Source organism: Paenirhizobium selenitireducens ATCC BAA-1503, from assembly GCF_900492185.1.
GTDB classification, from domain to species: Bacteria; Pseudomonadota; Alphaproteobacteria; order Rhizobiales; family Rhizobiaceae; genus Allorhizobium; species Allorhizobium selenitireducens_A.
Genome location: NZ_UEYP01000003.1, coordinates 325141 through 348065 on the forward strand (window position 1 = coordinate 325141; position 22925 = coordinate 348065).

Consider the following 22925-nt stretch of genomic DNA (forward strand, 5'->3'; position numbering starts at 1 on the left):
TCCCCTGGCAGGACCGCCTCAGTTGGCCGCGAGCGCCGCACCCTGCGGCGCGGTGCGGGTATCGACATCGACGACGACGCTCAGGCCGGCGCGCAGGTGCCCCGCCTCGAGCACATTCTTCGGGATCTCGATGCGGACGGGAACGCGTTGCACGACCTTGGTAAAATTGCCCGTGGCATTTTCCGCTGGCAGCATGGAAAAGACCGAGCCGGAGGCCGGTGCGATCGACGTCACGGTCCCCTCGATCGTCTCGTCGCCATAGGCGTCGACATGGATGGCAACCTTCGAGCCGGGGACCAGGTCGGCGATCTGCGTCTCCTTGAAATTGGCCTCGATGTAGAGCTGTTCGACCGGAACCAGAGCGGCCAGACGCTTGCCGACCGAAACGAGGTCGCCGGTCTGGACGGAGAGATTGCCGACGATCCCGTCATAGGGCGCCTTCAGCACGGTGAAGGCGAGATCGCGCTCGGCCTTTTCGAGCGCCAGTTCGGCCGATCGCATGCCGGCATCGGCCTCGGCGCGCTGCGCCTTGAGCACGGCGATACTGGCTTCCGCCGCAGCGATATTGGCGTCTGCGGCAGCAAGGCTCGCCCTTGCCTGCTCGAGCTGCGTCTTGGCGCTGTCGAGATCGGCGGTGGACACCACCTTTTGCTCCTGCAGGCCGCTGACACGCTTGAGCGAGAGTTCGGCGAGGCCGAGCGTCGCCTGCGCCGACTGCTTCTGGGCCACGGCCTGGGCCAGCGCGGCGTCCCCGCCCCTGATCTGTGCGTCGATGCGCTCGAGCGTCAGGCGCTGCACAGCGATCTGCGCCTCCGCCTGCTCGGCGGCGATGCGATAGTCGCCATCGTCCAGCGTCACCAGCGGATCGCCGGCCTTGACGCGCTGGTTACCGCTCACTTCCACCGATTTCACATAGCCGGAGACCTTGGGCGAGATAATCGCGATATCGCCTTCGATATAGGCGTCCTCGGTCGAAACCATGAAACGGCCCTCGGTCCACCAGCCGTAGCCATACCAAGCCGCACCGGCAAACAGCGCGGCAAGGATGACCGGCAGCACGAAGCTGCGGCGCTTCTTGGCGGTGGCAGGTTCAGCGACGGCGGCCGGGCCCTGCGTGTGATCGGTTGCGGCGGCGGGATGTGCCTCGAGAACCGCGATCTCATTGTCGGCCGGCCGCGCATCGGCAGCAGGGGCGGAGCGGACGGCACCCGTCCTTTGGGATAGTGACATGTTCAAACCATTCGCTGGCGATGGAAGCTGATCGAACTGAACCGTTCGGTTCGATTGACATAGAGGCTTTTCTACCACATATCAAGACGTAGAAAGCCAGAACTGTCCTTTCTGGCTCGAATGCAGTTAACAATTGGAAGACCCATGAACCGCCCGCCCAGAAATAGTCAGGAGACCGTGACGACCGAGTTCGCCTACCCGGTCGTCCCAAGCCGTTTCCCCGCCGGCGAAGACCCCGTCAAGCGCGGCCAGATCCTCGACGGCGCCAAGCAGGTCTTCATGAAGATGGGCTTCGATGCGGCCAGCATGAACGACGTGACGCGCGAAGCCGGCGTGTCCAAGGGCACGATCTACGTCTATTTCCAGAGCAAGGAAGACCTGTTCGCCGCGCTGATCGAACGGGAAAAGGGTCTGTTCACCGAAGCCCTGCGCGACATCCTCGCCGACAGCCACGACATCGAGGAGGGGCTGCGCCGCTTCGCCCATGCCTTCGTCCACCAGATCATCGAGACCGACATGATCCCCGCCATGCGCACCTTGCTCGGCGTCGTCGACCGGATGCCCGGCCTGTGTCGCCGTTTCCTTTCGAATGCCCCGTCCAACGCTCGTAGCGTACTGGAGGCCTTCATCCGACAACAGGTCGACAAGGGCGTACTGAAGACCGAAGACCCGGACCTTGCCGCCCGACAGTTCATCGATCTGGCGACCGGCACGTTTTTCAAGCAGCGCCTTTTCGGCGAGATGATCGAAACACCGACGCGCGAAGACCGCGACCGCGTCATCGACAGCGCGGTCAGCGTTTTCCTTTGCGCCTATGGCACCGGATCCTGTTCCAAGCCCCGCTGAAAAATTGCGGGAACGGTCTTTTTTCTCTCGCGTTAATCCCGGCTCTTGCCCTCGTGCAGCCCTTGCTTCATTTGTTGCATCGACCCGCCCTCGCAAACCGGAAGAAAAATATGCAGGAAATCCTCGTCCTCCTTCAGGATCCCGCCGCCTGGATCGCTCTGATCACGCTCGTGGTCATGGAAGTCGTCCTCGGCATCGATAACCTCGTTTTCATCTCCATCCTGACCAACAAGCTTCCGGCCGATCAGCGCGAGAGGGCACGCCGGATCGGCATCGGCCTGGCCCTTGTCCTGCGCCTCGCGCTCTTGGGCACCGTCGCCTGGATCGTCAAGCTCACCACCCCGATCTTCGAGGCCTTCGGACACGGCTTCTCGTGGAAGGATCTGATCCTGATCGCCGGCGGACTGTTTCTGGTGTGGAAAGCGACGAAGGAAATCCACCACAATGTGGATCCCATCGACCACGAGGAGGACTTCATCGCCTCCTCGGCCACGCAGACCTTCGCGGCCGCTATCGGCCAGATCCTCCTGCTCGACCTGGTCTTCTCGGTCGACAGCATCATCACCGCCGTCGGCATGACCCCGCATCTGCCGATCATGGTCGTCGCCGTGATCATCGCCGTCGCGGTCATGCTGGTCGCGTCCACGCCGCTTGCCAACTTCATCGAGAAGAACCCGACCATCGTCATGCTGGCGCTCGGCTTCCTGTTGATGATCGGCACGACGCTGATCGCCGAGGGCATGGGATTCCACGTGCCCAAGGGTTACGTCTATGCGGCAATGGCCTTTTCCGGCCTGGTCGAGGTGCTCAACATGTTCGCGCGGCGCAAGCGCCAGGCCGAGAAGGCAGCCAAGGCAAAGCTGCACTGAACGGGCCGCCCTCGGCTTGACCTTCACGCCATGACGCCGGCCCGCGACCTCGTCGCGGGCCTCGTTTTTTTGCCCGGGGTACGGGCACGAGGAACAAAGCCGTTACAGCCGGCATTGATAGCGCGACGGCCTGCCCTGTATATTCCCCTCGACACAACATATCCGGAGTCCCATGACCACCGAGCAAATCCTTGCCTTCGCTGTGATAGGCGCGATGATGGCCGCCTTTCTCTGGGACCGCCTGCGCTATGACGTGGTTGCCTGCGTCACGCTGATCGTCGCCGTCGCCCTCGGCCTCGTTCCCGCCGAAAAGGCCTTCGACGGCTTCAGCGACGATATCGTCATCATCGTCGGCAGCGCCCTGGTGGTCAGCGCCGGGGTCGCGCGCTCCGGCATCGTCGATCTCGCCATCAAGAAATTCTTCCCCTCACTCACCTCGATCCGCGGACAGATGCTGTTGCTGGTGGTGAGCGTCACCTTGCTGTCCGCCTTCATCAAGAACATCGGCGCGCTGGCGATCATGATGCCGGTCGCCTTCCAGTTCGCCCGCCGCTCCGGCACGCCGGCCTCGGCCTTCCTCATGCCCATGGCCTTCGGCGCCCTGCTCGGCGGCCTGATGACGCAGATCGGCACCTCGCCGAACATCGTCGTCTCGCGCCTGCGCGCCGAGATCACCGGCGAAGCCTTCACCATGTTCGACTTCACCCCGGTCGGCGCCACGCTCGCGCTCGCCGGCACCATCTTCCTAATGTTCTTCTACTGGCTGGTGCCGAAGCGCGAGAACCAGACCCCCTCCGTCCAGGAAGCGCTGGAAAACTCCACCTTTTCGACTGAGGCAACCGTCGGCAAGCAGTCGCCCTTCCTCGGCAAGTCCCTCAACCAGCTTCTGTCGATCGCGCCGGGCGAAGTGATCGCAACCGCGATCCTGCGCGGCCACACCCGCATTTCCCCCTTCCCCGACATCGTGCTGAAGGAAAACGACGCGCTGCTGCTCGAAGGCGCATCCGAACCCCTGGACCGGATCGTCTCCCAGGCCAAGCTCTCCCTTTCGGGCAAACCAATCGGAGAAGGCGAGACCAAGCCGAGCGGCGAGATCGCCGCGATCGAGGCGGTGATCAGCCGCGATTCCGCGTTGATCGGCCTCTCCGCACGCGAGCTGTCGCTCTACAATACCTATGGCGTCAACCTCTTGGCCGTCAGCCGCAAGGGCAAGCGCATCCGCGAACGTCTCGGCGAACTGACGCTGCGGCCCGGCGACGTGGTCGTTCTCCAGGGACAGCGGCAGGCCTTGCCCGGCCTGCTTCTGGAGCTCGGCTGCCTGCCGCTGGCCGAACGGGAAATCCTGCTCGGCACCAGCCGCAGCGCCATCGTGCCCCTGGCAATCCTCGTCGCCGCCATGGGCGCCACCGCTCTTGGCCTGGCCCCGGTCGCGGTCGCGTTCTTTGCGGCGGCGCTCGCCATGGTCATCCTTAAGGTCATCCCGCTCAGCGAGATCTACCGTGCGGTGGACGGGCCGATCCTCGTCATGCTCGCCGCCCTCATACCGGTCAGCGACACGCTGCGCAGCACCGGTGCCAGCGAACTGATCGCCGGCTGGCTGGGGGCCGCCGCGGACGGGCTGCCTGCCTATGGCGCGCTCGCCCTCATTCTGGTCACCGCCATGGCGGTCACGCCCTTCCTCAACAATGCGGCAACCGTTCTGGTCATGGCACCGATCGCCGCGAGCTTCGCCGCCGGTCTCGGATACAAGCCGGACGCCTTCCTGATGGCGGTGGCGATCGGCGCCGGCTCCGACTTCCTGACCCCGATCGGCCACCAGTGCAACACGCTGGTCATGGGTCCCGGCGGCTATCGTTTCAGTGATTATCCGCGCCTCGGCCTGCCGCTGTCGATCATCATCGTCCTGGTGTCCATCCCCATGCTGCTGATGGTCTGGCCAGTCCAGTAACAGCCCTCGATACACCAACGAAATGGTCGGCCCGGTTTAGCACCTGACCGTTTCTCGTTTCGGCGGAGAACCTTCATGGTGCGCAAAAGGAAAAGCCTGCATCGGCGGGATGCAGGCTTTCCTTGGGGCGGGGGACTAGGAATGAACGCGGGCCGGACGGGTAAGGGGCTCGTCTGCCGTTTCGTTGGCTACGGAGAGAAACCGGAAAAACCTCCGTATTCCCCATTTCCCGTCGCGTCCGGTTGGCACGGCCTCGCGTTCTGGCAATGAAACGCTGCCCGTCGCGTTTGGTTCCCAAGGTCGGCGATTTTCTCCCAACCAGCGTTAGAGCAGGGCTGCCATGCCGCCCGCGCCCGCAGTTTTCCTTGACGCCTGCGGCTGAATATGGCCTAAGGCCAGCCGGCGGAATTGACAGGATCAGCGCGCATATCAGGCCTTTTCCCGTCTTTCCACCCGATCGTTTTCCCGTTTTCGCTGATCCCGCGGCATCCGCGCGATCACCCCGCACGCTACCACGAGCAAGAGTCCATGAGCACTTCCGGCGTCCGCGTCCGCATCGCACCCTCCCCGACCGGCGAGCCCCATGTCGGCACCGTCTACATCGCGCTGTTCAACTATCTCTTCGCCAAGAAGATGGGCGGCGAATTCATCCTGCGCATCGAAGACACCGACGCCACCCGCTCGACCCCGGAATTCGAACAGAAGGTGCTCGACGCGCTGAAATGGACCGGCCTCACCTGGTCGGAAGGCCCCGATATCGGCGGCCCCTATGGTCCGTACCGCCAGTCCGAGCGCAAGGACATATACCGCCCCTTCGTCGAGCAGATGGTGCGCGACGGCCATGCCTTCCGCTGCTTCTGCACCCCGGAGCGCCTGGAAATGATGCGCGACGCGCAGCGCGCCAAGGGCCTGCCGCCGAAATACGACGGCCACTGCCTGAACCTCACGGCCGAGGAAGTCACCGAGCGCATGGAAGAGGGCGAACCTTCCGTCGTGCGCATGAAGATCCCGACCGAAGGCTCCTGCGATTTCCATGACGGCGTCTATGGCGACGTCTCTATTCCGTGGGATGCGGTCGACATGCAGGTCCTCTTGAAGGCCGACGGCATGCCGACCTATCACATGGCGAACGTCGTCGACGACCACCTGATGCGGATCACCCATGTGGCGCGCGGCGAGGAATGGCTGGCCTCGGTGCCGAAGCACATCCTGATCTACAAATATCTCGGCCTCGAGCCGCCGAAGTTCATGCACCTGTCGCTGATGCGCAATGCCGACAAGTCGAAACTGTCGAAGCGCAAGAACCCGACCTCGATCTCCTACTACTCCGCGCTCGGCTACCTGCCGGAAGCGCTGATGAACTTCCTCGGCCTGTTCTTCATCCAGATCGCCGAAGGCGAGGAACTTCTGACGATGGAAGAACTGGCGGAGAAGTTCGATCCCGACAACCTGTCCAAGGCCGGGGCTATCTTCGACGTGCAGAAGCTCGACTGGCTGAACGGCCGCTGGATGCGCGAAAAGCTGATGCCGGACGAGTTCCTCGCCCGCGTCTTCGACTGGGCCTCGGAAAACCAGCGCCTGACCGAAGGCCTGAAGCTCGCCCAGAGCCGCATCTCCAAGCTCGGCGAACTGCCGCAGCTCGCCGGCTTCCTGCTTGCCAACGACGTCGGCCTGACGCCGGCCTCGTTTGCCGGCCTCAAGACCTCGCCGGCCGAGACGCTGGAAATCGTCAACACGGTGGCCTTCGATCTGGAAAAGATCCTCGAATGGAACGTCGAGACGATCGAGCAGGAACTGCGCGACATCGCCGACCGGATGGGGAAGAAGCTGCGCGTGGTCACCCCGCCGCTCTTCGTCGCCATGTCCGGCTCGTCCCGCTCGCTGCCACTGTTCGATTCGATGGCGCTGCTCGGCCGCTCGGTCGTGCGCCAGCGGCTGAAGGTGGCGAGCCAGGTGCTGACGTCCATGGTCGGGGCTGCGAACTGACGATGCAGCGTCGCTCGACCGGCGGCGCGTTGAGCTACCCCCTCTGCCCTGCCGGGCATCTCCCCCACAAGGGGGGAGATCAGCGAGTGGCCGGCCTGTTGCCCCAAGCCCTCGTTGACCGCCGGTTTTGACCTCAGAGGTGGAACGACGAGCGTCCCCCAACCGATCTCCCCCCTTGTGGGGGAGATGCCCGGCAGGGCAGAGGGGGTGACCGAAACGAAACAGCCGCTGAAGGCGATACACGATGACCGAGACCAAGACCGCAGCCCCCGCCCTTTCCTCCGACGTGACCGAAGTCCGCGCCCAGAAGCTCGCCCTCCTGCGCCAGCAGATCGGCGACGTCTATCCGGCGCACTTCCACCGCACCATCACCAATGCGGAGCTTGCCGAGAAATATGCAGACCTGGAGCTCGACACCGAATCCGGCGACATCGTCACCGTCGCCGGCCGTGTCTACTCGTCGCGCAATTCCGGCATGTTCATGGACATCCATGACGCCTCGGGCAAGATCCAGATCTTCTCCCACAAGGACACGACGCCGGAGGAAGCCCGTGCGCTTCTGCCGATGATCGACCTCGGCGACATCATCGGCGTGACCGGCGCAGTGCGCCGCACCAAGCGCGGCGAGCTGACGATCAATGCGCATGAGATCACCATGCTCACCAAGTCGCTGCTGCCGATGCCGGAGAAGTATCACGGCCTCGCCGACATCGAGACGCGCTACCGCAAGCGCCACCTCGACCTTTTGACCAACGAGGAATCCAAGCTGCGCTTCCAGCAGCGCTCGAAAATCATTTCCGGCGTCCGCCGCTTCATGGAAAACGACGGCTTCATGGAAGTCGAGACGCCCATGCTGCAGACGATCTACGGCGGCGCCACCGCCGAGCCGTTCAAGACCCACCACAATACGCTGAAGATGGACATGTACCTGCGCATCGCGCCGGAACTCTATCTCAAGCGCACGCTGGTTTCGGGCCTGTCGGACAAGGTCTTCGAGATCAACCGCAACTTCCGCAACGAAGGCGTTTCCACCCGGCACAATCCGGAATTCACCATGATGGAGTGCTACTGGGCCTATGCCGACTACGAGGACATCATGGACCTCGTCGAGCGCATGTTCTCGGAACTGGCGATGACCATCCACGGCACGACGGAAGTGCCCTATGGCGACAAGGTCCTGTCCTTCAAGGGCCCGTTCCGCCGCATCTCCATGCCGGGCGCCGTCAAGGAAAAGACCGGCATCGACTTCCTCGCCATCAAGACCGACGAGGAGGCGCGCGCCGCCGCCCGCCATGCCGGCTTCGAGGTCGAGAAGGACGCAACCTGGGGCGAATGCCTCGCCTTCGTCTTCGAGGAAACCGTCGAGGGCGACCTTATCCAGCCGGTCCACGTTATCCACTTCCCGAAGGACATCTCGCCCTTCGCCAAGGAAGTGCCGGGCGAGCCGCGCCTGGTCGAGCGCTTCGAGACCTATGTCAACGGCTGGGAACTCGGCAACGCCTTCTCCGAGCTCAACGATCCGGAGGAACAGCGCGCCCGCATGGTCGAGCAGCTGACGCAGGCCCATGCTCGCGGCGAAAAGGAAAAGGCCCTCGACGAGGACTTTCTCGACGCCATGGACCAGGGCATGCCGCCAGCCGGTGGGCTGGGCATCGGCGTCGACCGCCTGATCATGGTGCTGACCAACGCGCCGTCGATCCGCGACGTCATCCTTTTCCCGGCCCGTCGCCACAAGGGCGACTGAACCGGTCAGGACATTCGCATAAACGGAAAAATCCCGGCGCAGCCTCTTGCGCCGGGATATTTCGTTGTCGTTCTGCCATGCCTCAGTGGCTTGCCTCGGCGTGCTTTTCGGCGTCGGCCTTGGCGCTTGCCTTCGGCGGCAGGATGTCGGAATCCTCGGCCGGCATTCCGCTTTCGGCAGGCGCGGCGCTCGTGCCCTCGAGCGGCTGCGACCTCAGTTTCTCGAGCCATGCGGCGCCGGCGGATTTCGCCTTGCCTTCCGCCGCAGGTTCAGGGGCGGCCTCGTGTTCCGCTGCGGCGGCATCTTCGGCCGGTGCGGCGTCATGCTCCGCAGGAGCAGCCGCCTCTTCCGGCGCGACCGTTTCGGCCGGCTCGGCATCGTGGCCGGCAGCGGCGTCTTCCGGCGCCGCAGGCGCGGGCGCTTCCTGATCGCTACCGAGCACCATGCCCTTCAGCGACGAGAACCAGCCGCCGCTCTCGGCCGGAGCTGCGGCCGGTTCGGTCGCCTTGGCATGGGCGTCGGCCTCGGCGGCAGGCGGGGCCACAGCCTCGTCCTGCGCGCCTTCGCCAGCCGGAATTTCGTGGGCGGGAGCCGCTTCGGCGGCATGGCCGGCATCCGCGCCATGCGCATCGGCTTCGACGGTTGCTGCGCCATGGCCATCCACAGGCTCCGCGGCCGGCGCCTCGGCTCCGTGGCCCTCGGCGGGGACCGCCTCGCCATGACCCTCGGCTGGTACGGCCTCTCCATGGCCTGCCGGCGCTCCGTGCTCGGCAGGCGCGCCATGTTCGGCCGGCGCGCCCTGCCCCTCGGGAACGACCACTTCGGGCTTGTTGCAATCGGTCTTGTCGTCCAGCCGGGCGACCAGCCTTTCGATCTCCGCCTCAGGCAGGGCGATCTTCTCGCCGTAGAAAAGCCCGTCCGCATTCGCCAGCTTGTCGACATAGCGCGCGGTAAACACCTGTCCGTTCGCCTCTTCCGGCACGCGACTGGGATCGGCGATGTAGATGACGTCGGCACCGACGGCCCGCCCGCGCATCGCCGAACGGTCGGTCGGTCCGCTCTTGTCGAGCACGACCACCTGCACGAGATCCGGCTTCTGCGAAGCGTAGACAGCGCCGGCAACCCGAAGCGCGGTCCTGACCCGCGTCATGCCGTCGCCGGGCTTGTCGGTGGTAATGTACTTGCGGACCCAGAAGCGGTCCTTCTTCTTGATCGTGACGGTCTGAACTTCGGTGCATTCGAGGCCGTTCCGGTCCGCATAGGACGGACCGAGGATCTTGTCGGCTCCAATGAAGACGGCCGCTGCACCTGTTGCGCCGCACAGAACCAGCACGCCGCCGAAGGCGAGAACGACCTTGCGAGAGATCCGGATCTTGCTGAGAAGACCCTTCACGCCATGAACTCCGCCATCGAACTCGCCCCACTGGATCACGCAATACTTCCTTCGATACTTGCCACATCGGTCTTGAAGAAGGTTTAATCCCGTCGAGACAATCCGCGACACATGCCCCGAGTTCACCGGCAGGACGCCGGACGGCGAGTCTTTTTGCGAGCCATTCGCAAAAATCATTGACAATCGGATTTTCCGCCTTAGCTTTTAATGAGAACTATTCGCAACAAGCATCAGGAGTTTCCATGCCGTCCCGCCTTGCAGGCTTTATCGCTGCCGCCGTCATGCTTCTGCCGCTTGGCGCGACGGCTGCCGAGAAGCCGAAGGTCATCACGACCTTCACCGTCATCGCCGACATTGCTCGCAATGTCGGCGGCGACTTGGCCGAGGTCGACAGCATCACCAAGCCGGGCGCCGAGATCCACAACTACCAGCCGACGCCGCGCGACATCCTGAAGGCCCGCGACGCCGATCTCGTGCTGTGGAACGGCCTCAACCTGGAACGCTGGTTCGAAAAGTTCCTCGCCAATCTCGGCTCCGTGCCGGCCGCCGTCATCAGCGATGGCGTCGAGCCGATCGACATTTCCGGCGGCGGCTATGAAGGCAAGCCCAACCCGCATGCCTGGATGTCACCGGACAATGCGCTGATCTATGTCGAGAACATCCGCAAGGCGCTGACGCAAGTCGATCCGGACAATGCCGAGGCCTACGCCGCCAATGCCAAGGCCTATTCCGACAAGATCCGCGCCGAGATCGGACCGCTGAAGGCGCAGATCGCCGCGTTGCCAGAAGAAAAGCGCTGGCTGGTGACCAGCGAGGGCGCCTTCTCCTATCTCGCCCGCGATCTGGGCCTGAAGGAACTCTTCCTCTGGCCCGTCAATGCCGACGCGCAGGGCACGCCGCAGCAGGTCCGCGCGGTCATCGATGCGATGCGGGAGTATCAGGTCCATGTGATCTTTTCCGAGAGCACGATCTCCGACAAGCCCGCCCGCCAGGTGGCGGAGGAGACCGGGGCGGCCTATGGCGGCGTGCTCTATGTCGACTCGCTGAGCGAGGACGGCGGCCCGGTTCCGACCTATCTCGACCTGCTGAAGGTCACCGTCTCGACGATTGCAAAGGGGCTGGCATCGTGATCATGGGGCCAAGCACCAGAACACGGCCCGAGGGCCTGACCGCAAAGAACGTCACGGTCACCTACCGCAATGGCCTGACCGCGCTCAAAGCCGCGAGCTTTTCGATCCCGAAGGGCACCATCACCGCACTCGTCGGCGTCAACGGGGCCGGCAAGTCAACCCTGTTCAAGGCCATCATGGGTTTCGTGCCGCTCGCCGCGGGCGAAATCAGCGTGCTCGGCATGAGCGTGCGCCAGGCCCTGCGCCAGAACCTGATCGCCTACGTGCCCCAGGCTGAAGAGGTCGACTGGGACTTTCCGGTCCTGGTGGAGGACGTGGTGATGATGGGCCGCTACGGCCACATGAACTTCTTTCGCATCCCCTCGCGCACAGACCACAAGATGGTCGCCGACGCTTTGGCACGGGTCGGAATGAGCGATTTCCGCAAGCGGCAGATCGGCGAACTCTCGGGCGGCCAGCGCAAGCGCGTCTTCCTCGCCCGCGCTCTTGCCCAGGAAGGACAGGTGATCCTGCTCGACGAACCCTTCACTGGCGTCGACGTCAACACCGAGGAACAGATCGTCTCGCTGATGCGGGACCTGCGCGCCGAAGGCCGCGTCATGCTGGTCTCCACCCACAATCTCGGCAGCGTACCGGAATTCTGCGACCGCACCATCTTCGTCAAGGGCACGGTGATCGCGTCCGGTCCGACGGAAGAGACCTTCACCGAGGAGAATCTGAAGACCGCCTTCGGCGGGGCGCTGCGCCACTTCGTTCTCGGCGGCGCCGACCTGCACGACGACGCCGACGCGCGCCAGCTCAAGGTCATCACCGACGACGAACGCCCCTTCGTCATCTATGGCAAGCCGCAGACGGGGAAAGTCGATGACAAGCCTTCTGCTTGAACCCTTCACCTATGACTACATGCGCAATGCCATCCTGGTGAGCGCACTGGTCGGCGGGGTCTGCGGTTTCCTCTCCGCCTATCTGATGCTGAAGGGCTGGTCGCTGATCGGCGACGCCCTCTCGCACGCCATCGTCCCGGGCGTCGCCGGCGCCTACATGCTCGGCCTGCCCTTTGCCTTCGGCGCCTTCATTTCCGGCGGGCTCGCCGCCGCCGCCATGCTCTTCCTCAACCAGCGCACGCGGCTCAAGGAAGACGCGATCATCGGCCTGATCTTCACCTCCTTCTTCGGTCTCGGCCTGTTCATGGTGTCGCTCTCGCCGGTCTCGGTGAACATCCAGACCATCGTGCTCGGCAACATCCTCGCCATCACCCCGGCCGACACGCTGCAGCTCGTCCTGATCGGCGGCGTCAGCCTCGTGGTGCTGACCGCCAAGTGGAAAGACTTCATGGTCGCCTTCTTCGACGAGAACCATGCCCGTTCCATCGGCCTGCGCCCCGACCTCCTGAAGATCGTCTTCTTCACCCTGCTCGCCGGCTCGACGGTCGCCGCGCTCCAGACGGTCGGCGCCTTCCTCGTCGTCGCCATGGTGGTGACGCCGGGCGCCACCGCCTATCTGCTCACCGACCGCTTCCAGCGGCTGATCGTGCTCGCCTTCCTGATCGGCGCAGGAACGAGCTTCACCGGCGCCTATGCGAGCTATTTCCTCGACGGAGCCACCGGCGGCGTCATCGTCGTGCTGCAGACCGTCCTCTTCCTGCTCGCCTTCGTCTTCGCCCCGAAGCACGGCCTTCTCGCGGCCCGCCGGCGCGCGGCCGAGGCCCTGGAGCCGACGCCATGAACGAGACCCTCGAACTTCTGCTTCTGCCGTTCCAGCTGCCCTTCATGCAGTCGGCCTTTGCCGTCACCCTGATGATCGCCGTGCCGATGGCGCTGCTCTCCTGCTTCCTGGTGCTCAAGGGCTGGTCGCTGATGGGCGACGCCGTGTCCCATGCCGTGCTGCCCGGCGTCGTCATCGCCTACATGGTCGGCCTGCCGCTCGCCATCGGTGCCTTTATCGCCGGCATGATCTGCGCGCTCGCCACCGGCTATGTGAAGGAGAACAGCCGGATCAAGGAGGACACCGTGCTCGGCATCGTCTTCTCCGGCATGTTCGGGCTCGGACTGGTGCTGTTCGTCAAGGTCGAGTCCGACGTCCATCTCGACCATATCCTGTTCGGCGACATGCTCGGCATCCTGCCCTTGGATCTCGTCGAGACCGGCCTGATCGCCCTTGCCGCGACCGCCTTCCTGGTGATCCTGCGCAAGGACCTTCTGGCCCACGCCTTCGATCCGCAACATGCCCGCGCCATCGGCCTGCCGGTCAGGCTCCTGCACTACGGCCTGCTCGCCGTCCTGTCGCTGACCGTGGTCGGCGCGCTGAAGGCCGTCGGCATCATCCTCTCGGTGGCCATGCTGGTCGCCCCCGGCGCCATCGCCTTCCTCATCACCCGCCGGTTCCAGACCATGCTGGTCGCCGCCGTCATTGTCGCGGTCACAGCAACCGTGCTCGGCATCTATCTGAGCTTCCTGATCGACAGCGCGCCGGCGCCGACCATTGTCCTTCTGATGACGGCCATGTTCATCCTCGCCTTCCTGCGCACCGTGTGGAAGGCCCGCGACCTGCGCAGGCATCCGGCGTCGGAGACCGAAGCCTAGCCGCGCCGGATTTGCTTTGTGTCAAGTCACTTCCATTGGCGACCGTCTAGGGTTAGCGTCACGCCCGAGCAAGGACCAAGCCCGATGACACCGATGACACTGCTGACGAAACCGAACCGCCACCTGTTCTTCACCGGCAAGGGCGGCGTCGGCAAGACCTCGATCAGTTGCGCCACCGCGATCGCGCTCGCCGACAAGGGCCTGAAGGTCCTGCTGGTCAGCACCGATCCCGCCTCCAATCTCGACGAGATGCTCGGCGTTTCCCTCGGCAGCGATCCGACCCCGGTGCCGGGCGTGTCCGGCCTCTTCGCCATGAACATCGACCCGGAGACGGCGGCGGAAGACTACCGCGCGCGTGTGCTCGACCAGATGGGACCGGCTGCCACCGACCAGGACAAGGCGACCGTGCGCGAACAGCTGTCCGGCGCCTGCACCACCGAGATCGCAGCCTTCGACGAGTTCGTCGGCCTGCTCGCAGACGACAATCCCCAGTTCGACCACATCATCTTCGACACCGCGCCGACCGGCCACACGCTGAGGCTGCTGAGCCTGCCCAAGGCCTGGACCGGTTTCCTCGAGGCCAATGAGCGCGGTGCCTCCTGCCTTGGACCGCATTCCGGCCTGAAGATGCAGGAGGACCGTTTTCGCGATGCGCTGGAATGCCTGGGCGACCCGGCCCGCACCACCATCGTCCTGGTGACCCGCGCCGAGCGCGGCGCGATCCGCGAGGCCGCGCGCACCGCCGCAGAACTCGCCGAACTCGGCCTCTCCAACCAGATGCTGGCGATCAACGGCCGCTTCACGCCCTCCGATGCGGGCGACACGGTCGCGGCCGCCTTCGCCGCCGAACAGACGGCGGCGCTGGCCGAACTGCCCGCATCCCTCGCGTCCCTGCCGCGCGACGAGGTACCGCTGAAATCCTTCGACATGGTCGGCCTCGAAGCCCTGCGCGCCCTCTTCGCCCCGAATGACGATCTCACCGGTTCCGGCACTGGCGACCTGCCCGCCGTCACCGACCTGCCCCGCCTTTCGGCGCTGGTCGACGACATCGCCGCCGGCGGCAAGGGCCTTGTGATGGTCATGGGCAAGGGTGGCGTCGGCAAGACGACGATCGCCGCCGCCGTGGCAGTCGGGCTCGCCGCGCGTGGCCATTCCGTGCACCTGACGACCACCGATCCGGCAGCCCACCTATCCTTCGTCGTCGGCTCGGATGCCATGCCGGGCCTGACCGTCGACCGCATCGACCCGGAGGCCGAGACGGGCCGCTACATCGACAAGATCATGACGACCAAGGGCCGCGATCTCGACGAGGACGGCAAGGCCCTGCTGCGCGAGGACCTTGCCTCCCCCTGTACCGAGGAGGTCGCCGTCTTCCACGCCTTCTCCCGCGTCGTCGGCGAAGCAAGGAGCAGCTTCGTCGTCATCGACACGGCGCCGACTGGCCATACGCTGCTGCTGCTCGACGCGACCGGGGCCTACCACCGCCAGATGACCCGGCACCTCGACGAAACCGCCCCCGGCCGCATGATCACGCCGCTGATGCGCCTGCAAGATCCGGCCTATACCCGCGTGCTTCTCGTCACCCTGCCGGAAACCACACCAGTCTCCGAGGCCGGCGCGTTGCAGGAGGATCTCCGCCGCGCCAAGATCGAGCCCTATGGCTGGGTGGTCAACAAGTCGATGGCGATCACCGGCACGCGCGACCCGCTCTTGCGCGCCCGGATCAAGGGCGAAGCCGCCCAGATCGAGCGGGTGAAACGCGATTTCGCCCGCCGCGTCTACGGTCTCGATTTCCGCTCGGTCGCACCGGTCGGGCTTTCCGAACTGCGCAAGATCGCCGATCCGGCATGATGCGCGCGACCGCTGGAGCACGGGAGGGGCCGCGAGGGTCGCCGCAGCGACCCTTGCCCGGCATCCTGCAGATCAGAAGCGCACGTCCACGCGCCCCTTGACTTGCTGTTCCCACTCGCCTTCGCCGGCCTGGCCCGCATAGCTGAGGCCAAGCAGCGCATTCTCGCTGACGGGAACCGAGAGCCCGGCTTCCATCACCGCGACGTCGCGGGCCGAAGGCACGCCGTAGGCGGTGAAGCTGTCGCTGCCGGCAAAGGCCAGTCGCGTATCGGCAAGACCGTCGCCGAAATCGTGGCGCCAGCCGACCATGCCGTGCAGCACGGCCTTGGTGTCACCAAGGGCAAGCGGCGCCTCGCCGCGCAGTCCGAGCGTGCCATAGGTCGTGTCATAGCTGTCCGCATCGGCGGAAACGGCCGTCACGCCGCCCGTTTCGGTGAAGCTGTCGGTGCGAAGATGCACATAGGCGATACCGGCAAAGGGCGAGATCCGGCCGAGGCTGGTGTCGATGTCATAGCTCGCCTCGCCGAACAGCTGGGCGGTGCGGGCGTCGTAGTCCGCTTCGTTGCGGTCATCGAGACTGCCGGCATCGACCGTGCGTTCGGTGGAAATCTCGTGCCAGGTATAGGCTGCGCCGAAGCGCAGATCGAGCGCTCCGAAGGAGCGGCCGCCGTAGAGGCCGAGCGAAGCGTTGTCGGACGTGCCCGAGGCGCCGCGCGATGCCTCGTCGAACGCCGTCTGGCTGTAGGCGCCGGCAAAACCCAGCCGCCAGTCGTCGGCGAGAACGGTGTCCGCACCGCCGGCAAAGCCCCCCGTCGAATGGGCGAGCGACCCGGCATTGCCGTCGCTTTCGGAGCGCGCCCACGCGCCGAAGGCCGAGGTCCAGAAACCATGACCTTGCGAAGCGTCGCCGAGCAGGCGGGCGTTGAACGCATCGCGCACATAGTGGCTGTCATCGACCAGCATGCCCTTGGTAGAAGCGTGGATGTCGCCGGACAGGTCGTCGAAGGCGCCCTGCACATCGGCAGCGCCAAGTCCGACGACCGCGTCGTAGAGCGCATCCCCGATCGCCAGCGATTCCAGCGCCGTGCCGACGGCAATCTGGTTGCGCGTCTCGGCAAGGCTGGAGAAGGAGATGTTGTTGCGCAGCAGCGTCAGGAAGACATTGTCGGCATCATAGGTCAGCCGGCCGTCGAGAAAGGCGAAGCTGTCGGTCAGCGTGCCGAAGGTGCCGTTCACGCCGCCCGCGGCGCTGAGGATCGTGTAGACGGTGCCGAACGTGTAGGTCGAACCGTCGTCCGTTCCGTTCTCCGGCCCGACGGTCACGGTCGCGCCGCTGTCGATGGTGGCCGTCCCGGAGGCATCGATCAGATCGCTGTTGCCGAGGTCGTCGACCTCGACCGAGTAGATCGAACCGGAGGCAAAGGTAATGTCGCCGACGCTGATCGTGCCGATGGAGTTGCCCGGCGCGACAGTGCCGCCGCTCGCCACCGCGACATTGCCGAGCGTGCCGGTGCCGCCGAGCGTTCCGCCGTCGAGCACGCTGGCCACGACCGAAAGCCTGTCGGCGTTGACCGATACCAGCCCGCCCTCGATCGACAGGTCGCCGGTGAAGGCCCAGTAGTCGCCTGTCAGTTCGGTGATGCCGGACAGGAAGGACAGCGTGCCGGTGCCTGCCACATCTGCTCCGAAGACATAGTCATTAGCCGTGTGGTTGAAGACGATCTCGCCGTCGCCGTCGCCGAAGGTCACCGTCTCGGTGTCGATGACGCCGGCGGTGGCCGCAGATTCGCCGGCTGCCGCACCGATGTTGAGGATACCGGTGGAACCTGCATCGTCTGCGATGACGATGCGATCGGCGCTTACTGTTGCACCATTGGCGACGGTCAGTTCGCCGTCACCCTCGATGCCGATCGACAAGCGGTCGTACAACTCGACGGTGGAGCCGGGGCCAGAGACGATGACCGTGCCGGACGAGCCGACTTCATTGCCGATATGCAGGCGGTTGCCGAGGACCAAGCCGCCGTTGAGAACGGAGAGGTAACCCGTACCGTGCCGCCCGACATTGAGATCGCCGGAATACGGCACGTACGGATTGACCGTCGCCAACCACTGCGACCACGTACCGGTCACCGTCATGGTGCCCACCGAGCCGGCGAGGTCGCCGAGAATGCCCTGCGTGCCGCCGACGTAGCCGCCGTTGGCGATGGTGACCGTCCCTTCCGCGCCACTGTTGTGGCCGACGATGAAGGCCCCGCTCAAAGACCAGCTGGACCCCGTGCCCGTTACCAGAAGCTCACTGTCGGAACCGGCCTCAGTGCCCACATAACCATCGGTGCTCGAGACGTCTGCGTTACTGGCAATGGTCAAGAAACCGTCGCCCAGATTGCCGACGTAGAGCGTGCCGGTATTGTGCCAAAAGCTGTAGACGCCGGTCACAGTGGCTGTGCCGGTCGAGGCCGCGTTCCAGCCGAGAATCGCGCCATCAGAACGCACGAATGCGCCGTTGCGGATCGTCAGCGCGCCGGTGCCGTTGTAGCCGACCCCGATGCGGTCGGCGATGGAAAGGGTCGCGTTGTCGACGACGGCCGCACCGCTGCCGGCGGCGGTGTAACCCAGATAGGCCGCGCCAAGGTCGACGTTGGCATTATCCGTGACATTGAGAGTGCCGGAGCCGCTCGCGCCGAGATAGAGATCGCCGAGCACCAACCATCCGCTGCCGACGCCGTCGACATTGACGCTGCTGCCCGAGGCGGAGGCCAGATTGGCTATGGTCGCGGTGCCGCTTTGGACATAGCTTTCATTGATCACGTCCAGCGTACCCACCCCGCCGCCACCGACGAGGAGGCCACCCGTCGTGGTCCAGGTCGAACCGGTCCCGCTGACCAGGGCATCTCCGATGGTATTGTTGCCGTTGGCGATGATGCTGTCGGCGCTCGTCACGTCGGAACCGGAAAGGATGTTGAGATAGCCGTGGCCGCCGCTGGAAGCGTCGCCGCCGAAGCCGACATAAAGAAGGCCGGAGGTGGTGAGGCTGGCATTGTCCTGGAGGTTCACCGTGCCGGTCGATGTCGTGCCGGACGCGATGTTCATTTCCCCGGCGCCGACAGCCGCACTGTTCAGGATGCTGATGACCCCGCCTCCGCCATTGCCGACATAGATCGCCCCGGAATTGGTCCAGTCATTGCCGGCTCCGGTGATGGTGGCCGATCCCGTCGAGCCGCTGTTCCATCCCAGTGAAACCGAGTCCGACGTCAGGTCGTCCTCTATCGTCAGATCGGCCGCACTGCCGAGCCCGAGAAAGAGCGTGCCGACATGGGCGCCGGCGCCGTCGATCACCACACCGGTCGAATCGATGCGGGCGCTGTCGCCGGCATTGGGCGTGTGCCCGTCCCACACCCAGTTGCTGTCGAGAAACCAGTCATTGGTGCCGCCGTTCCAGTAGACGGAATCGGCACGCGCCGCGCCGGAAAATCCAGCGGCAAGGCACAGTGCAATCGCACTTGTCGACAAAAGACGGGTACGACGCGCAATACGGTCGGGCTTCATGAAAGGTCTCCCGGAGACACCGCGACGGCCAAGCCAGCCGTCCCGGCAACCCCAAATTGTTTAAAGAATCGATCCGATCCTTTTCCCAAGCCGGGAACAAACCCGTCAATGGAAAGCACACGTACCTTGCCGATACACCCGAAAATGGTCGCGGATAGCGGCATGCACGCCACACGCCAGCGGTCGGCAGTCGGTGTCACGGATCGACGGATGCGTTGAGCGCGTTGCGCCTTGCCAGCACATTCTCCCGCCAGACGGTAAAAAGGCCGGCGCCGACGACGATGGCCGCGCCGATCACCATATTGACCCTCAGCACCTCGCCGAAGACCACGACGGCGATACCCGAGGCGAGCACCAGTTGCAGATAGGTGATCGGCTGAACGGCGACGGCATCGAGATTGTCATAGGCCTTGATCAGCAGATAATGGCCGGCGATACCGGTGCAGCAGAGCAGGATCATCCACTTCCAGTCCGCGGTGGAAATCTCTGTCCAGAAGAACGGCCCGGCAATCGAGAGCGCCACCGCCCCGACCGTGCCGATATAGAAGAAGCTCGTCATCGGCCCGTCCACCCGGCTCACCAGCCGCGTCATCAAGCCGTAGAGCGCGCCCATCACCGCCGTTGCAATCGGCAAGATGACCAGCGGGCTGAACTGGTCCCCGCTCGGCGACAGGATCAGCAGAACACCGCACAGGCCGACCCCGATCGCCGTCCAGCGTCGCCATCCGACCTTTTCGCCGAGGATCGGCACCGACAGAAGCGCGACAATCAGCGGACCGGCGGCAAAAATAGCCTGCGACTGGGCCAGCCCGACCTTGGCGAAGGCGGAAATGGCAATCGGGATCTGCGCCGCCAGCAGCAGCCCCCGGGCGATCTGCAGCACCGGACGCTTGGTGGCGACAGCCGCCCGCAAACCGCCGCGCGCCCGCATCGCCAGAAGAATGGCAAAGGCGGCAAACGCCCAATAGCGGAACATTGCCACCAGCACCGGCGGATAGTTCATGCCGAGATGCTTCGACACGGCGTCCTGCACCGAGAATATGGTGAAGGCGATAATGGCGAAGGCATAGCCGAGCGGCGTGGATTTCATGAAACCGACTGACATGGAAGGAGCAAAAATGGCTCCTTCGCAGGGAAAGGAGGCGAATCGATCGTATACGTCTCTTGGCATTTGCAAAGTCTGAAACTTTGCACAGCTGCCTTGCGGCACCTGAGCAGCCTTCCCGCGTCCAATCGCGGTCGGCAGCGCCGCTTGCCCTTTCGCCCACCGCCATGCTCTAACCGGCCATGGCCTTCACGCTTCGTCAGTTGCAGTATTTCATCGCCGTCGCCGAGCAGGGCTCCGTCACGCGTGCCGCGCAGAACCTGTCGATTTCGCAGTCGTCTGTCACCGAGGCGATCAAGGAACTCGAGGGTGATCTCGGCGTCGAATTGTTCGAGCGCCATCCGCGCGGCCTGTCGATCACCCATAACGGCCATCAGTTCCTGCGCCATGCCACGAAGATCCTGGCGACCGTGTCGGATGCCCGCAACGCCTTTTCCGAGACCCAGGAGAACACCGGCGGCACGCTCAATATCGGCGTCACCTCGCTCGTCGCCGGCTATGTACTGTCCGACCTGCTCGCCCGCTATCGCCGCGCCTGCCCCGGCGTCGAGGTTTCGGCGATCGAGGACAATGGCTCCTATCTCGAACACCTGCTGATCGGCGGCGAACTCGACGTGGCCGTCATGGTCATCTCCAATCTGCGCGACCGCATGGCGCTGCAGGCGGAGATCCTGGAGACCTCCCCCTATCGCCTCTGGCTGCCCATGGGCCACCCGCTCGTCTCCGCCGACATCATCTCGATCGCCGACATCGCCCGCGAACCGCTGATCATGCTGACCGTCGACGAAATCGAGGAGAATACCGGCAAGCTCCTCTCGGCCCTCGGCGCCCGTCCGCACGTCGCCTTCCGCACCCGGTCGGTCGAAGCGGTGCGCAGCCTGGTGGCGACCGGCGCCGGCGTGGCGCTCCTGCCCGACCTCGTCTACCGCCCCTGGTCGCTGGAAGGCGACCGCATCGAAAGCCGCGACGTCTCCGGCGCCCTGCCCGTTGTCCAGGTGGGCATGGTCTGGCGCAAGGGCTCGAGCCTGCCGCAATCGGCCCGAGACTTCGTCGGCATCGCCGAGGCGCTGCGCAGCGGGCGGGGACGTTAATTCCGGAAAAGCCCCTCATCCGCCTGCCGGCACCTTCTCCCCGTTTTCACGGGGAGAAGGGACGAGCGGCACTGCCGTGGCCGTCCCCTCTCCCCGCTCGCGGGGAGAGGGTCAGGGTGAGGGGCAATTTTGACTGACCATTCGGAAAAACCGATAGCGACTTTCTGACAAATGAATTTGCGAATGCGGCGGTTTCGCGTCACCTTCATCCTCGGGAACAAACGCCGCGAAAAGGCGGCCCCCAACCGGGAGAAATCGCTATGAAAAAGTTATTGCAGTCCTGCACCGCAATCATCGCCGTTGCCAGCTTCGCCACCAATGCCATTGCCCAGGAGCCCCTGAAGGAGCTCGGCAAGGGTGAAGGCGCGCTCTCCATCGTCGCATGGGCCGGCTATATCGAGCGCGGCGAAACCGACAAGAATTACGACTGGGTCACCAAGTTCGAAGCCGACACCGGCTGCAAGGTCACCGTCAAGACCGCAGCGACCTCCGACGAAATGGTTGCCCTGATGAACGAAGGCGGCTTCGACCTCGTCACCGCCTCGGGCGACGCGTCGCTGCGCCTCGTCGCCGGCAAGCGCGTCCAGCCGATCAACACCGACCTCATCCCGTCCTGGAAAACCATCGACGAGCGCCTGCAGAACGCGCCCTGGCACACGGTGAACGGCGTCCACTACGGCACCCCTTACGTCTGGGGCCCGAACGTGCTGATGTACAACACCGAGGCCTTCAAGGATCAGGCGCCCACCAGCTGGAAGGTCGTCTTCGAGGAAATGACCCTGCCGGACGGCAAGTCCAACAAGGGCCGCGTCCAGGCCTATGACGGCCCTATCTATGTCGCCGACGCGGCGCTCTACCTGATGAAGCACAAGCCGGAACTCGGCATCAAGGACCCCTACGAACTGAATGAAGACCAGTACAAGGCAGCGCTTGAGCTGCTGCGCGGGCAGCGCCAGCTCGTCGGCCGCTACTGGCACGACGCCATGATCCAGATTGACGACTTCAAGAACGAGGGCGTCGTGGCTTCCGGTTCCTGGCCCTTCCAGGTCAACCTGATGAAGGCCGAAGGCGCCAAGATCGCCTCGACCTTCCCGGAAGAAGGCGTCACCGGCTGGGCCGATACCACCATGCTGCACGCCGACAGCGAACACCCGAACTGCGCCTATATGTGGATGGAGCATTCGCTCTCGCCGAAGGTCCAGGGCGATGTTTCCGCATGGTTCGGCACCGTTCCGTCCGTCCCGGCCGCCTGCAAGGGCAATGAGCTTTTGACCGACGAAGGTTGCGCCACCAACGGCTACAACAACTTCGACAAGATCAGCTTCTGGAAGACGCCGGTGTCCAAATGCGAAAGCCAGGGCGAATGCGTGCCCTATCACCGCTGGGTCTCGGACTACATCGGCGTGATCGGCGGCCGTTGATCGAAGACATGTGAGGGCTCTGCCCCTCACCCTGACCCTCTCCCCGCAGGCGGGGAGAGGGGACTTGCCCCGAGCTGTCGCAGCAACGCGCGGCAATTGAGAGATCCGCAAGGCCGGAAAGGTTCCGCCTTCTCCCCGCGTGCGGGGAGAAGGTGCCGGCAGGCGGATGAGGGGCCGTTTAAG

16 protein-coding genes are annotated in these 22925 nt (G+C 64.6%); 12 read left to right on the top strand and 4 right to left on the bottom strand.

All coding sequences use genetic code 11. From position 1 onward, the window contains the following. Positions 1-18: 18 nt before the first annotated feature. Entirely contained in the window at positions 19-1230 is a 1212-nt protein-coding gene (locus tag RHIZ70P_RS07725; protein WP_115669802.1) for an HlyD family secretion protein, read from the bottom strand. Positions 1231-1374: 144 nt separating this feature from the next. Here RHIZ70P_RS07725 and RHIZ70P_RS07730 point away from each other — a divergent pair, with 144 nt between their 5' ends. The 5 genes from RHIZ70P_RS07730 (at position 1375) to lysS (ending at position 8623) form a co-directional block, all read left to right on the top strand. Further along, on the top strand, positions 1375-2076 hold the full coding sequence (locus tag RHIZ70P_RS07730; protein ID WP_115669803.1) for a TetR/AcrR family transcriptional regulator: 702 nt from the start codon (positions 1375-1377) through the stop codon (positions 2074-2076). A gap of 110 nt (positions 2077-2186) precedes the next feature. Beyond that, positions 2187-2945, top strand: a complete 759-nt coding sequence (locus RHIZ70P_RS07735) for a TerC family protein (protein ID WP_115669804.1) — start codon at positions 2187-2189, stop codon at positions 2943-2945. Positions 2946-3117: 172 nt separating this feature from the next. Further along, positions 3118-4893 carry an SLC13 family permease gene (locus RHIZ70P_RS07740; RefSeq protein ID WP_115669805.1) on the top strand — a complete coding sequence of 592 codons (1776 nt, stop codon included), beginning with the start codon at positions 3118-3120 and terminating at the stop codon, positions 4891-4893. A 528-nt stretch (positions 4894-5421) separates the two neighbouring features. Next, positions 5422-6879 (top strand): glutamate--tRNA ligase, encoded by a 1458-nt coding sequence (gene gltX, locus RHIZ70P_RS07745; RefSeq protein ID WP_115669806.1) that lies wholly within the window; start codon positions 5422-5424, stop codon positions 6877-6879. A 244-nt stretch (positions 6880-7123) separates the two neighbouring features. Continuing rightward, the gene (gene lysS / locus RHIZ70P_RS07755) at positions 7124-8623 is read left to right on the top strand and encodes a lysine--tRNA ligase (protein ID WP_115669807.1); all 1500 of its coding nucleotides are present in this window, start codon (positions 7124-7126) and stop codon (positions 8621-8623) included. Between the two features lie 82 nt (positions 8624-8705). Here the strand turns inward: lysS and RHIZ70P_RS22945 are convergent, their stop codons facing one another. Continuing rightward, complete coding sequence (locus RHIZ70P_RS22945; protein ID WP_181903971.1) at positions 8706-10055, bottom strand: hypothetical protein; 1350 nt, start codon at positions 10053-10055, stop codon at positions 8706-8708. A 203-nt stretch (positions 10056-10258) separates the two neighbouring features. On the opposite strand from RHIZ70P_RS22945, the gene RHIZ70P_RS07765 reads away from it, so the two are divergent. The 5 genes from RHIZ70P_RS07765 (at position 10259) to arsA (ending at position 15579) form a co-directional block, all read left to right on the top strand. Next, the gene (locus tag RHIZ70P_RS07765; protein ID WP_115669808.1) at positions 10259-11146 is read left to right on the top strand and encodes a metal ABC transporter substrate-binding protein; all 888 of its coding nucleotides are present in this window, start codon (positions 10259-10261) and stop codon (positions 11144-11146) included. Between the two features lie 2 nt (positions 11147-11148). Then, positions 11149-12030: a manganese/iron ABC transporter ATP-binding protein gene (locus RHIZ70P_RS07770; RefSeq protein WP_115669809.1), complete on the top strand. Its 882-nt coding sequence runs from the start codon at positions 11149-11151 to the stop codon at positions 12028-12030. Continuing rightward, positions 12011-12871, top strand: a complete 861-nt coding sequence (locus RHIZ70P_RS07775; RefSeq protein ID WP_115669810.1) for a metal ABC transporter permease — start codon at positions 12011-12013, stop codon at positions 12869-12871. Before RHIZ70P_RS07770 ends, RHIZ70P_RS07775 begins: the two co-directional genes overlap by 20 nt. Beyond that, positions 12868-13728, top strand: coding sequence for a metal ABC transporter permease (locus RHIZ70P_RS07780; protein ID WP_115669811.1), 861 nt, complete (start codon positions 12868-12870; stop codon positions 13726-13728). The genes RHIZ70P_RS07775 and RHIZ70P_RS07780 overlap by 4 nt, the downstream gene beginning before the upstream one ends. Positions 13729-13821: 93 nt before the next feature. Beyond that, entirely contained in the window at positions 13822-15579 is a 1758-nt protein-coding gene (gene arsA, locus RHIZ70P_RS07785; RefSeq protein WP_235842182.1) for an arsenical pump-driving ATPase, read from the top strand. 72 nt (positions 15580-15651) lie between these two features. Here arsA and RHIZ70P_RS07790 read toward each other — a convergent pair whose 3' ends face one another. Together RHIZ70P_RS07790 and RHIZ70P_RS07795 are read right to left on the bottom strand one after the other, a co-directional pair. Next, positions 15652-19125, bottom strand: a complete 3474-nt coding sequence (locus RHIZ70P_RS07790) for an autotransporter domain-containing protein (RefSeq protein ID WP_115669813.1) — start codon at positions 19123-19125, stop codon at positions 15652-15654. A gap of 196 nt (positions 19126-19321) precedes the next feature. Then, positions 19322-20215, bottom strand: coding sequence for a DMT family transporter (locus RHIZ70P_RS07795; protein ID WP_115669978.1), 894 nt, complete (start codon positions 20213-20215; stop codon positions 19322-19324). Between the two features lie 197 nt (positions 20216-20412). On the opposite strand from RHIZ70P_RS07795, the gene RHIZ70P_RS07800 reads away from it, so the two are divergent. Both RHIZ70P_RS07800 and RHIZ70P_RS07805 read left to right on the top strand, forming a co-directional pair. Further along, on the top strand, positions 20413-21321 hold the full coding sequence (locus RHIZ70P_RS07800) for a LysR family transcriptional regulator (RefSeq protein WP_028736692.1): 909 nt from the start codon (positions 20413-20415) through the stop codon (positions 21319-21321). 260 nt (positions 21322-21581) lie between these two features. Further along, a complete protein-coding gene (locus RHIZ70P_RS07805) occupies positions 21582-22742 on the top strand; it encodes an ABC transporter substrate-binding protein (protein WP_115669814.1) in 1161 nt (386 codons plus the stop codon). The last annotated feature ends 183 nt before the right edge of the window (positions 22743-22925 follow it).

Coding starts and splice junctions, on each gene's coding strand:
- RHIZ70P_RS07725 (WP_115669802.1), bottom strand. CDS start 1,230: ATGTCACTATCCCAAAGGACGGGTGCCGTCCGCTCCGCCCCTGCTGCC.
- RHIZ70P_RS07730 (WP_115669803.1), top strand. CDS start 1,375: ATGAACCGCCCGCCCAGAAATAGTCAGGAGACCGTGACGACCGAGTTC.
- RHIZ70P_RS07735 (WP_115669804.1), top strand. CDS start 2,187: ATGCAGGAAATCCTCGTCCTCCTTCAGGATCCCGCCGCCTGGATCGCT.
- RHIZ70P_RS07740 (WP_115669805.1), top strand. CDS start 3,118: ATGACCACCGAGCAAATCCTTGCCTTCGCTGTGATAGGCGCGATGATG.
- gltX (WP_115669806.1), top strand. CDS start 5,422: ATGAGCACTTCCGGCGTCCGCGTCCGCATCGCACCCTCCCCGACCGGC.
- lysS (WP_115669807.1), top strand. CDS start 7,124: ATGACCGAGACCAAGACCGCAGCCCCCGCCCTTTCCTCCGACGTGACC.
- RHIZ70P_RS07765 (WP_115669808.1), top strand. CDS start 10,259: ATGCCGTCCCGCCTTGCAGGCTTTATCGCTGCCGCCGTCATGCTTCTG.
- RHIZ70P_RS07770 (WP_115669809.1), top strand. CDS start 11,149: ATGGGGCCAAGCACCAGAACACGGCCCGAGGGCCTGACCGCAAAGAAC.
- RHIZ70P_RS07775 (WP_115669810.1), top strand. CDS start 12,011: ATGACAAGCCTTCTGCTTGAACCCTTCACCTATGACTACATGCGCAAT.
- RHIZ70P_RS07780 (WP_115669811.1), top strand. CDS start 12,868: ATGAACGAGACCCTCGAACTTCTGCTTCTGCCGTTCCAGCTGCCCTTC.
- arsA (WP_235842182.1), top strand. CDS start 13,822: ATGACACTGCTGACGAAACCGAACCGCCACCTGTTCTTCACCGGCAAG.
- RHIZ70P_RS07790 (WP_115669813.1), bottom strand. CDS start 19,125: ATGAAGCCCGACCGTATTGCGCGTCGTACCCGTCTTTTGTCGACAAGT.
- RHIZ70P_RS07795 (WP_115669978.1), bottom strand. CDS start 20,215: ATGAAATCCACGCCGCTCGGCTATGCCTTCGCCATTATCGCCTTCACC.
- RHIZ70P_RS07800 (WP_028736692.1), top strand. CDS start 20,413: ATGGCCTTCACGCTTCGTCAGTTGCAGTATTTCATCGCCGTCGCCGAG.
- RHIZ70P_RS07805 (WP_115669814.1), top strand. CDS start 21,582: ATGAAAAAGTTATTGCAGTCCTGCACCGCAATCATCGCCGTTGCCAGC.